The organism is thiotrophic endosymbiont of Bathymodiolus puteoserpentis (Logatchev) (assembly GCF_900127505.1).
GTDB lineage: Bacteria > Pseudomonadota > Gammaproteobacteria > PS1 > Pseudothioglobaceae > Thiodubiliella.
Genome location: NZ_UEXF01000010.1, coordinates 29,220 through 39,574, shown reverse-complemented (window position 1 = coordinate 39,574; position 10,355 = coordinate 29,220). Strand labels below are relative to the sequence as shown.

11 protein-coding genes are annotated in these 10,355 nt (G+C 39.7%); 4 read left to right on the top strand and 7 right to left on the bottom strand.

Annotation, left to right across the window (positions count from 1 at the left end; all coding sequences use genetic code 11):
• Together BHECKSOX2_RS00960 and BHECKSOX2_RS00955 are read right to left on the bottom strand one after the other, a co-directional pair.
• Positions 1-395: transposase (locus BHECKSOX2_RS00960; protein WP_139682093.1), on the bottom strand; the 395-nt coding region annotated here is incomplete at its 3' end.
• Positions 396-610: 215 nt separating this feature from the next.
• Positions 611-1,918, bottom strand: coding sequence for a DEAD/DEAH box helicase (locus BHECKSOX2_RS00955; protein WP_139682092.1), 1,308 nt, complete (start codon positions 1,916-1,918; stop codon positions 611-613).
• Between the two features lie 68 nt (positions 1,919-1,986).
• Here BHECKSOX2_RS00955 and BHECKSOX2_RS00950 point away from each other — a divergent pair, with 68 nt between their 5' ends.
• The gene (locus BHECKSOX2_RS00950; RefSeq protein ID WP_090716274.1) at positions 1,987-2,169 is read left to right on the top strand and encodes a DUF1289 domain-containing protein; all 183 of its coding nucleotides are present in this window, start codon (positions 1,987-1,989) and stop codon (positions 2,167-2,169) included.
• On the opposite strand, the gene BHECKSOX2_RS00945 is transcribed toward BHECKSOX2_RS00950, so the two are convergent.
• From BHECKSOX2_RS00945 to BHECKSOX2_RS00935, 3 genes are read right to left on the bottom strand one after another with little or no spacing between them, the layout of a single operon-like run.
• Positions 2,166-2,393, bottom strand: a complete 228-nt coding sequence (locus BHECKSOX2_RS00945; RefSeq protein WP_090716270.1) for a BolA family protein — start codon at positions 2,391-2,393, stop codon at positions 2,166-2,168. The two genes, BHECKSOX2_RS00950 and BHECKSOX2_RS00945, sit on opposite strands and share 4 nt — an antisense overlap.
• On the bottom strand, positions 2,390-3,658 hold the full coding sequence (locus BHECKSOX2_RS00940; RefSeq protein WP_139682091.1) for an inorganic phosphate transporter: 1,269 nt from the start codon (positions 3,656-3,658) through the stop codon (positions 2,390-2,392). The genes BHECKSOX2_RS00945 and BHECKSOX2_RS00940 overlap by 4 nt, the downstream gene beginning before the upstream one ends.
• Before the next feature lie 9 nt (positions 3,659-3,667).
• The gene (locus tag BHECKSOX2_RS00935) at positions 3,668-4,345 is read right to left on the bottom strand and encodes a TIGR00153 family protein (RefSeq protein WP_139682090.1); all 678 of its coding nucleotides are present in this window, start codon (positions 4,343-4,345) and stop codon (positions 3,668-3,670) included.
• Between the two features lie 158 nt (positions 4,346-4,503).
• Between BHECKSOX2_RS00935 and BHECKSOX2_RS00930 the strand changes: the two genes are divergently transcribed.
• A complete protein-coding gene (locus BHECKSOX2_RS00930; RefSeq protein WP_139682089.1) occupies positions 4,504-5,460 on the top strand; it encodes an acetyl-CoA carboxylase carboxyltransferase subunit alpha in 957 nt (318 codons plus the stop codon).
• On the top strand, positions 5,435-6,604 hold the full coding sequence (tilS, locus tag BHECKSOX2_RS00925) for a tRNA lysidine(34) synthetase TilS (RefSeq protein ID WP_139682088.1): 1,170 nt from the start codon (positions 5,435-5,437) through the stop codon (positions 6,602-6,604). The genes BHECKSOX2_RS00930 and tilS overlap by 26 nt, the downstream gene beginning before the upstream one ends.
• A 26-nt stretch (positions 6,605-6,630) precedes the next feature.
• Here tilS and ybeY read toward each other — a convergent pair whose 3' ends face one another.
• A complete protein-coding gene (ybeY, locus tag BHECKSOX2_RS00920) occupies positions 6,631-7,071 on the bottom strand; it encodes an rRNA maturation RNase YbeY (RefSeq protein WP_139682087.1) in 441 nt (146 codons plus the stop codon).
• A gap of 51 nt (positions 7,072-7,122) precedes the next feature.
• Here ybeY and priA point away from each other — a divergent pair, with 51 nt between their 5' ends.
• On the top strand, positions 7,123-9,087 hold the full coding sequence (gene priA, locus BHECKSOX2_RS00915) for a replication restart helicase PriA (protein WP_139682086.1): 1,965 nt from the start codon (positions 7,123-7,125) through the stop codon (positions 9,085-9,087).
• Between the two features lie 8 nt (positions 9,088-9,095).
• On the opposite strand, the gene bioA is transcribed toward priA, so the two are convergent.
• Complete coding sequence (gene bioA / locus BHECKSOX2_RS00910) at positions 9,096-10,325, bottom strand: adenosylmethionine--8-amino-7-oxononanoate transaminase (RefSeq protein WP_139682085.1); 1,230 nt, start codon at positions 10,323-10,325, stop codon at positions 9,096-9,098.
• Between the last annotated feature and the right edge of the window lie 30 nt (positions 10,326-10,355).

The following is a 10,355-nucleotide window of genomic DNA, read 5'->3' as shown; positions in this document are numbered from 1 at the left end:
AAGGCAACACTCATTTTAAAAATAAGATTAAAACCTTTAACGCCTATACGCTTTCTAAAGTGCACCAACTCGGTGGCATTGCAAGGCATGCCTGGTATATAGTTTGAGTAGCCACAGAAGTATTGATAATAAGGGTTGCGCTTAAACTGCAAAACAACACGCTCATCAGAGAGGTTTTCTAGTTGTTTAAGCAAAAGCAAACCTACCATCAGCCTGATGGGTTTTGAGGGTCTGCCATTGCTTTGAGAGTAATGTTGCTCAAAGGCATCATCAAAGACTGTCCAATTAATAGTGTTGGCTAGTTGTATTAAAGGGTCTTTGACATCTAATTGAGAAAAGAGCTCTGAATGAAAAAGATTTGATTGGGTGGATATTGGGCTAGATTTAGTTAACATTTTTTTAAGCAAAACGACCAAGGAATAAGAGGTATTTTAGCAAAAGTTGGTTGATTTGTCTAGGGTTATTGTTGGTTTTATTGTTATAAATCAATTTGTTGTGTGGTTTTTAAGGGTTGACTAACTAACCGAGGCTTTACGGAAATATCACTTGAAGAATTACAACACTTTAATAAGGATTTTGCAGTGCATAGCCTTAAGGCGATTGGAAAGATTTAATTTTTCTTAGGTTTTTTGTTGGATTTATCACCCCAGAATCCTTTCTTATTTTTGGCTTTATTTTCAGCGGAATTACTGTTTTTTCCGTATCTTGGCTTGTTGCGACTCTTGTTCTTTTTTGGCTTTTTGTTTTTAGGTGGAAGGAGTTTTTTACCAGTTTCAGGCACATCATGACTAGGAATAAAATCATCTACCATAATACGATCAAGTTTTTTCTGAGTTAGGCGCTCAATGTCGAAAAGTTGTTTGGCTTCATCAGCACTTACCAATGATATAGCCTCACCTTTAGAACCTGCACGACCTGTTCTACCGATACGATGCACATAATCTTCAGGGACATTAGGTAAATCGAAATTTACCACATGTGGCAGCTCAACAATATCAATACCACGAGCAGCGATATCAGTGGCGACTAAAACATTCACTTTGCCTGCTTTGAAATCTGCCAAGGCACGCGTACGAGCACCTTGGGATTTATTGCCGTGGATGGCAGCTGCAGTGATGCCTTTTTTGCCGAGTTGGGTAGCAATACGATTAGCACCGTGCTTGGTACGACTAAATACTAAGACTTGATACCAGCTATGTTCTTGAATAAGATGCGTTAGTAAGGCTTGTTTTTTGGATTTGTCAACAGGGTGAATCCACTGTTTGACAGATTTTACGGTGGTGTTTCTTGGTGTTACTGAGATTTCTATAGGATCGTTAACTAAAGTTTTTGCTAATTTTCTGATTTCATCAGAAAAAGTGGCGGAGAACATTAGGGTTTGTCTATTTTTAGGTAGAATTTTTAAAATGCGTTTAATGTCGTGAATAAATCCCATGTCTAACATTCTATCGGCTTCATCAAAAACTAAGATTTCTAGCTGGTCAAACTTCACGGCATTTTGTGAATACAAATCTAATAATCTACCCGGTGTTGCCACCAAAATATCCACACCACCTCTGAGTTTTTGCATTTGTGGATTAATTTTCACACCACCAAATACAACTGTTGACTTGAGGGCTAGTTGCTTACCATAATCAACAACGCTGGCGTTCACTTGTGCAGCGAGTTCGCGTGTTGGGGTTAAAATAAGTGTGCGGACTTGGTTAGATTTTGCGGGTGTGCCTTTTGATAAAATTTGCAAAATTGGCAAGGTAAAACCCGCAGTTTTTCCTGTGCCTGTTTGTGCAGCGGCCATAATGTCTTTGCCATCTAATACTACAGGAATAGCCTGCTCTTGAATTGGTGAGGGCTTGTCATAGCCTTTTTTGGTAACTGCTTCTAGGATAGAGTCTGATAGACCTAATTTGGAAAAACCCATGGGATTATGCGATTAAGATAAAGGCGAGTATTTTACGGTAGCCTGCTATCGCAAACTATAATAATCACATGAATAATAAAGTTATCAAAACACCCTGCTTGAACATTTGTAAATACAACAAGCAAAACTTCTGCGTAGGTTGCAAACGCAACAGCGATGAGATCACAAACTGGATGAGTTATTCAGGCGCAATGCGTGAGGCGATTATAAAAGATTTAGACAATCGAGAAATCGAAAATTTAGAAAGTTAGACTTCTGAGGGTGTGCGTGCCTTAATGCTTAACGCGTGCAACTCGCCACTGTCAATATTTGCGCGAACAGTCGCCAATACCATTTTTTGTCTGGCTAATAATGATAGCCCCTCAAAGATTGGTGAAACCACCAAGGTTGAACAATTACAACCATCACCTTCCATAGTGACGGTTGAATTCTCAATGCCTGCTTCAAGTTTTGCTTGGATTTCTTCTAATGTCATGCGCCAAATATCCCCTTAAGTGTAAAGAAAAATAGGATTGACATCAATGCACCTGCTGGCAATGTAATCAACCACGATAAAAATATTTTATTAATCACGCGGGTATTAAGTGCTGCCATGCCTCTTGCCAAACCAACACCTAAGACTGCACCCACCAATACTTGCGTAGTGGACACTGGTAAGCCTGTACCTGATGCAATCACCACTGTTGCAGCTGCTGCTAGGGTTGCAGCAAAACCACGCGAAGGTGTTAATTGAGTAATACCAGTACCAATTGTTGCAATTACCTTATGTCCATAAGTCACCAAACCAAATACGATACCAGCGCCGCCCACTAATAAGATGCTAACAGGCAACGCACTTTTAGAACCAATCAAACCACCGCTATCAATCACACCATAAATAGCAGCCAGTGGGCCAATCGCATTTGCCACATCGTTAGAGCCGTGTGCGAATGCCATTGCCGCTGCCGTAATCAGCATCAATATACCAAAGACTCTTTCCATAGAGGTAAAGTGAAAATCAATATTTTCATCAACATCAAGATGAATGCGACGGACAAAGAATGTACCAATAACAGCAACCAACACGCCAAATCCAGTTGCCAACATATAACTTACACCTATCTCAAAATGCAAACCCACATGTTTCAATCCCTTGAAAATTGTCACTAAAGAAATCACAAAACCCACTAAAAACATATAAAACGGCACATACCTTTTGGCGTTATCAAATGGATTTTCAGTATCAATAATGAGTTTTTGTAAGCTCTTGAATAAAACAAAAGCAATACTACCTGCCAAGATTGGCGAGACAATCCAACTCATTGCAATTGTACCAACTTTACCCCATGCAACGGCATCAACACCCACACCAACTGCGCCAAAACCAACGATAGCACCCACGATTGAGTGTGTTGTTGATACCGGCCAACCTAGAGAAGAGGCAATCATTAGCCAAAATCCTGCTGCCAACAATGATGCCAACATACCATAAACCAATAAATGCGGGTCATTGGTAAAAATACTGGCGTCTAAAATACCTTTACGAATGGTCGCTGTGACTTCGCCACCTGCCAATACCGCACCTGCGAACTCAAAAATAACAGCAATGATAATTGCTTGTTTAATGGTGATTGCACCTGATCCCACTGAGGTTCCCATTGCATTTGCAACATCATTTGCACCCACACCCCACGCCATAAATAAGCCAAAAACAATCGCTAGAACTAATAAGATATCGCCATAATTTGCAATGATTTCCATAATTAAACCTTATTTAGCGAGCAATACTTCTAGGCGAGAACCGACCTTTTGAGCAGCATCAGCTAACTCGCCTAACCATTCAACAGCGCGATAGTAAAACATGACATCTACTGGTGGCAAACCTTGTTCTAAAGGAAATAATTTAGCGCGGATTACATGTTGAATTTTATCTGACTCACTTTCAAGTTCATTGACATCTTCAATAATGGAGCTAACCACCTTGCGCTCACGGTTACCAAATGCGGTTTCTAATAATTCGTCTAGCTCATTAACGGCTTTAAGTGCTGCTGCTGAAGTTTTAATACAAACATCAGTAAGTTCAATCACATCATCAAAAATCTCATTTGGCAAAGTCATCTTGCGATTAATCATCAGGCCTGAAACATCCTTGGTAATGTTGGCAATAGAATCTTGAATTAACAACAAATCTAATAAGTCACGACGAGAAAACGGCATCATGAAAGTTGAAGGCAGACTTAAACGCAATTTCTTTTTTAGTATATCGGCTTCGCCTTCCTTGTGCCCAATAGTGCTTCTAATTGCTTCCGCTTCCGTCCAGTTTTTTTCGTGAATAGCAACCATAAAACCTTTAAGCTCAGAAATACATGAATGCACGCTGGTCATATGCTGTTGTAATGGGCTAATCGGTGATTTTCCGAACAGTCCGTCAATGATACTTTTTGGCATGGTTTATCCCTCTTTAAATTTATGATTACAGTCTGTTCTATCAACAGTATGCATTTTCAACAAATAACCCTATATGTCAAGTTTTATTTTTTGATTTTTTTAACTGCCTACACAATGTTATAATTTACCACTTAACAATTTGCTAATTTTAACTTAATATGAATTTAAATTATCTTGACTTTGAACAACCAATTGCTGAATTAGAAGGCAAAATTGAAGCGCTTAAAAATATCAAGGACAAGGCTGATATTTCTCAAGAAATAAAAGCCTTAGAAGACAAAAGCATCTCACTAACAAAAAAGATTTTTGCCTCGCTTTCAGATTGGCAAATCGCACAATTAGCGCGCCACCCTAGTCGACTTTATACATTAGATTATGTTGATTCGGTCTTTGATGAATTCAGCGAACTTCATGGTGACCGAGCTTATGCAGATGACAGCGCAATTGTTGGCGGTATTGCTAAACTAGATGGCGCATCAGTCATGTTTATTGGTCAGCAAAAAGGTCGCACAACACAAGAAAAAATTAAACACAACTTTGGCATGCCGAAACCAGAAGGCTACCGTAAAGCCTTACGCTTAATGAAAATGGCAGAAAAATTCTCAATGCCAATTGTTACCTTTATTGACACTCCAGGGGCTTATCCCGGTATTGGCGCAGAAGAGCGTGGGCAGTCTGAGGCGATTGCCAGAAACTTATTCGAGATGTCAACCTTAGCAACCCCTATTATCTCTGTAGTGATTGGTGAGGGTGGTTCAGGTGGTGCGCTTGCAATTGGTGTGGCTGATAGAATGATGATGTTTGAATATAGCATCTATTCAGTGATTTCACCTGAGGGTTGCGCCTCTATTCTTTACAAAGACGCCAGCAAGGCGAGTATAGCAGCAGAATCGCTTAAACTCACTAGTTCGCGCCTTAAAAATGAAGGCTTGATTGACAGTATTATCTCTGAACCACTTGGCGGTATTCATCGTGACCCCCAACAAGCAAAAATCTTATTAAGAGAAGCATTAAAACAGCAACTCAAAGAAATCAGCAATATAGATATTGAACAACTGGTTCAACAACGCGCGGAAAAACTCCTAAGTTTTGGAAGATTTCAAGAACAAGGATAACGCTCTAAAGGATAAGAAAATTGTCCTTGGATTAAGTGGCGGTATTGATTCGGTTGTTCTGCTACATTATCTACACACACACTATCCGAATAATCTGCGTGCTGTGCATTGCAATCACCACTTGTCTAAACATTGCAATGAGTGGGAGATATTTTGCAAGGATTTATGCACTGCGCTAAACATTCCTTATACTAATATTGATATTCAGTTGTTAAAAATGTCAAATATAGAGGGAAATTCACGTAAAAGTCGTTATCATTCACTATCTTCTAATTTAGAAAAAGACGAGATATTGTGTACCGCCCACCATCAAAACGATCAAGCAGAAACCTTGCTATTACAGCTATTTCGTGGCTGTGGCGTAGCTGGACTTGCTGCTATGCCGAAATCAAAACCTTTTGGCAAAGGCACACATTATCGCCCAATGCTCAATATTGGAAAATCTGCCATTCTTAAATATGCCAAAAATAATCATCTATCTTGGGTTGAAGATGACAGCAATATGGACAAAAACTTCCGTCGCAATTTTCTAAGACTGGATATTATTCCCAAACTGGAAACAGTTTATAAAAATCTAACACTCACTTTATTGCGTAGCGCAAAGCATCAATCTGAAGCCCTGCACCTAATACAAGATTTGGCAAAGATTGATATTAAAAAAAATCAAATTATAAATGGCAACCAACTAGATGTTAAATGCCTTATGCAACTTGAACCCTATCGCATTAAAAACATCATGCGTTATCATTTGAGTGTGTTGAACTTCCTTGCACCATCCGATAAAATAATGCAACAAATGTTAGGCTTATTATCTGCCAAAGAAGACGCTAATCCTTTGGTGAACTGGGGTAATTTCGAGATGCGTCGTTATAAGAATAAACTCTACTTTATTGACACTCAAATGACAAAAAATAAAGAGAATTGCCCATATCATGATGAATTTAAAAATACTGCTCATTTTTCTATTCGCTATCGAAATGAAGCTCAGCGTATTAAATTACCTGGCAAAACACATTCGCAATCACTCAAGAAAGTCTTGCAAGAAGCAGGTATTCCACCTTGGGAAAGAAATACATTAAAAATGTATTATATTGAGAACGAACTACGCGCAATGGAGCGCATCGGCTATATGCAAGACGATTAGCGTTAACTTAGCCGTTAACCTGAGAGTTAACAATAAGGGTTTTCTATTCCCAACCCCGCTAAGATTTTAATTTCCAAACCCTCCATCTCATCAGCTTCATTGTCTTTAATATGGTCATAGCCTAACAGGTGCAAAACCCCGTGAACAGCCATATGCATCAGGTGATTTTCAAATGTTTTGCTTTGCGCCTTAGCCTCAATTTGCACCACTGCAATACAAATCACCACATCACCTAAAATAGCCACCTCAATTTCTTTAGGTAGCTCACTTGGAAACGACAAAACATTGGTGGGTTTGTCTTTTTCACGGTAGGTTCTGTTCAACAGTTGAATCTCGGCTGTATCAACCAATCGAATCAATAACTCACTCCCGCCATAACCTAGCTCAGCAATCACTTGCTGCAAGGTATCAGTGAGATTTCTCTCATTGAGAGATGAATCATTGAGCGTGTTTTGAATGACAACCATGCCCTTGTTTATTGTATAAAATCATTTATTTTAGTCTTAAAATATTTAACTTTGTCATCAATCCTTGAAGTTGCCATTCCGGTACCGTTAAACAAAACTTTTGATTATTTATCCAATCAAGAAGTGGCAGTTGGCGCGCGCGTAAGAGTATCATTTGGACGCAAAAAAGTTATTGGCATTGTGCTTGCACACAAAGACAAAAGCGATTTTGATAAACTTAAAACCATCGAAGAGGTATTAGACGATGTGGCAATTTTGGACGCACCAATTTTGGACTTTTTATCTTGGTCGGCGAACTATTACCACCACCCAATCGGTGAGGTGATTTCCACCGCATTACCAAAAAATCTTCGTATCGGCAAAGAAGCCATTATTAAAAAAGTGGTTGGACTGCCGATTAAAACTAGCGAACCCAATTTTGAAACCACCAACGAACAACAACTGGCCATTGATGAAATCTCGGCTTCTTTAGATGGTTATCATGGGTTTTTATTACATGGCGTGACAGGTAGCGGTAAAACTGAAGTCTATTTACGACTTACACAAACTGTACTCAAACAAGGCAAACAAGTCTTAGTCTTAGTGCCTGAAATCGGACTCACACCACAAATGATTACACGCTTTGCATCACGACTAAATACATGCATCGTTTCTATCCACTCGCAACGCAATGAAACGCAAAAACTCGATGCCTATTTAATGGCAAAAGATGGCACAGCAGGTGTGATACTCGGTACACGCAGTGCGATTTTCACACCGATGCCAAATTTAGGTTTGATTATTATTGATGAAGAGCACGACAGCTCTTTCAAGCAACAATCTGGCTTCCGATACTGTGCTAGAGATTTGTGCTTTGTGCGTGCTAAGCAGGCCAATATCCCTGTCATCCTAGGCACGGCAACGCCATCATTGGAAGTTTTGAAACAAGTGATGGACAAAAAAATATCCCGCTTAACGCTCATGAAGCGTGCAGGTGGTGCAATTTTACCAAAAGTGAACTTGATTGATATGCGCACTGAAGCAGGCAATGCACTCTCAGCAATGCTGATTGCCAAGATGAAACAACATCTATCAAGTGGTAAACAAGTTATGCTGTTTATTAACCGTCGTGGCTATGCGCCTGTTTACTTTTGTACACAGTGTGGCTGGAAATCAGAGTGTGACCATTGCGATTCATCAATGATTTATCACCGTCATATTAATCGTCTCAAATGCCATCATTGTAATGATGAAAAAATACCTGAACAGACTTGCCCTGATTGTGGCGAACAATCATTAGAAGTATTAGGCTATGGTACACAAAGATTAGAAGAAACACTAGGTTCGCATTTTGCTGATACGCCCATTATTCGCATTGACCGTGATAGCACTAGACGCAAAAAAGCCTTTGAACAACACTTAGAAAAAATCAATTCTGGCGAGCCCTGTATTATCGTTGGCACGCAAATGTTGGCAAAGGGGCATGATTTTTCTAATTTGGCAATGGTGGGGATCTTAGACATTGATGGTGGTTTATTGTCAAGTAATTTCCGCGGAACAGAGCACTTAGCACAGTTGCTAATTCAGGTATCAGGTCGCGCAGGAAGAAGCGGGAAACAAGGGGAAGTGGCTATCCAAACACGCTATCCAGAGCATCCTATTTTTAATTATGTGCTGTCTAATCGTTACACCCAATTTGCCAGTACTCTACTCAAACAACGCGCGCAAGCAAAAATGCCACCATTTTCTCATCAAGCATTAATTTGTGCAAATGCTAAAGTCAAACAAAATGCACAAGATTTTTTACAAGAAATGACCAGCCTACTGAAAAGCATCAAAATGAACTCAGTAGAAATTTGGGGTCCAGTGACGCCTGTAATGGAGAAAAAAGCCGACTACTACTACTCCAACCTTTATTTGCAATCCGTTGATAGAAAATCCCTACACCAAATGCTCGCCACGCTTAACCAACACACCAGCACACTCACCCTTAAAAACAAAGTGCGCTGGTATTTAGATGTAGACCCTATTGAATAAACTGCTTGTTAAATGACAACTTTAATAGCATTAGTGATTGTCAATAATTCATCATCCGTTATGTTAAATGGTGGCATGGTGTAAAGTAGCTTTCCATATGGCCTAAGCCAAACGCCGTTTTCAATCAGTTGGTTTTGGGTTTTTTCCACATCAATGTCATCCACCATTTCTACCACACCGATAGCGCCTAGAATTCGCACATCAGCCACTTTGTTGTTGTTTTTGAGTGGTAATAATTCGCTATAAAAATGTTTTTCTATGCGGGCGATATTATCCTGCCATGGTGAATTAAGCAATAAATTAATACTGGCATTTGCTACAGCGCAGGCGAGTGGGTTTGCCATAAAGGTGGGTCCGTGCATGAGTGTACCAACTGCACTTGAAATTTTATCACTAGTGAGTGTGGCAGCAAGTGTCATATAGCCGCCTGTGAGCGCCTTGCCTAAGCACAAAATATCAGGCTCACAATCTACATAATCCATAGCAAATAATTCGCCTGTTCTACCAAAGCCTGTGGCAATTTCATCCAAAATAAATAATACTTTATACTGCTCACAGAGCACCTTTGCCTTAGTTAAGTATTGTGGATTATAAATCCGCATTCCGCCTGCACCCTGCACCACAGGCTCTAAAATCATAGCTGCAATGGAATCAGAATTTTGCTTTAATGCTACTTCCAAATCGACTAATGCCTCCTCCATTGACACGATAGATGGGCTTTTAACAAAATAATGCTTTGGCAATACACCTGAGAACAAATGATGCATGCCATTTTCAGGGTCGCACACACTCATTGCCCCGAATGTATCGCCATGGTAACCCGCGCGTATGGTAATAAATTTTTGTTTGTTTTTCTCACCCTTATTATGCCAATATTGCAACGCCATTTTTAGTGCGGATTCTACAGCCACTGAGCCTGAATCAGTAAAAAAAACTTTGGTTAAATTATCAGGCGTGACTTCTACTAAGATTTTTGCCAAATCAATGGCACTTTGATGCGTTAAACCGCCAAACATCACATGCGACATTTTTGCCAATTGCTGAGTGATAGCTGTATTCAACACAGGGTGATTGTAACCATGAATCGCCGACCACCACGAACTCATACCATCAATCACACGCTTGCCATTATCCAAATTCAGATAAACACCCTCAGCTGATAGCACTTGATGCGATTTTATTGGATTAGGAGCTTTGGTATAAGGATGCCAAATATATTGTTGGTCAAATGTATCCATATAACTACATTAAGAAAAGTGGTGAAAGCC

Bases quoted from the DNA above. Each gene is read 5' to 3' on its own strand.
- BHECKSOX2_RS00955 (WP_139682092.1), bottom strand. From the start codon at position 1,918: ATGGGTTTTTCCAAATTAGGTCTATCAGACTCTATCCTAGAAGCAGTT.
- BHECKSOX2_RS00950 (WP_090716274.1), top strand. From the start codon at position 1,987: ATGAATAATAAAGTTATCAAAACACCCTGCTTGAACATTTGTAAATAC.
- BHECKSOX2_RS00945 (WP_090716270.1), bottom strand. From the start codon at position 2,393: ATGACATTAGAAGAAATCCAAGCAAAACTTGAAGCAGGCATTGAGAAT.
- BHECKSOX2_RS00940 (WP_139682091.1), bottom strand. From the start codon at position 3,658: ATGGAAATCATTGCAAATTATGGCGATATCTTATTAGTTCTAGCGATT.
- BHECKSOX2_RS00935 (WP_139682090.1), bottom strand. From the start codon at position 4,345: ATGCCAAAAAGTATCATTGACGGACTGTTCGGAAAATCACCGATTAGC.
- BHECKSOX2_RS00930 (WP_139682089.1), top strand. From the start codon at position 4,504: ATGAATTTAAATTATCTTGACTTTGAACAACCAATTGCTGAATTAGAA.
- ybeY (WP_139682087.1), bottom strand. From the start codon at position 7,071: ATGGTTGTCATTCAAAACACGCTCAATGATTCATCTCTCAATGAGAGA.
- bioA (WP_139682085.1), bottom strand. From the start codon at position 10,325: ATGGATACATTTGACCAACAATATATTTGGCATCCTTATACCAAAGCT.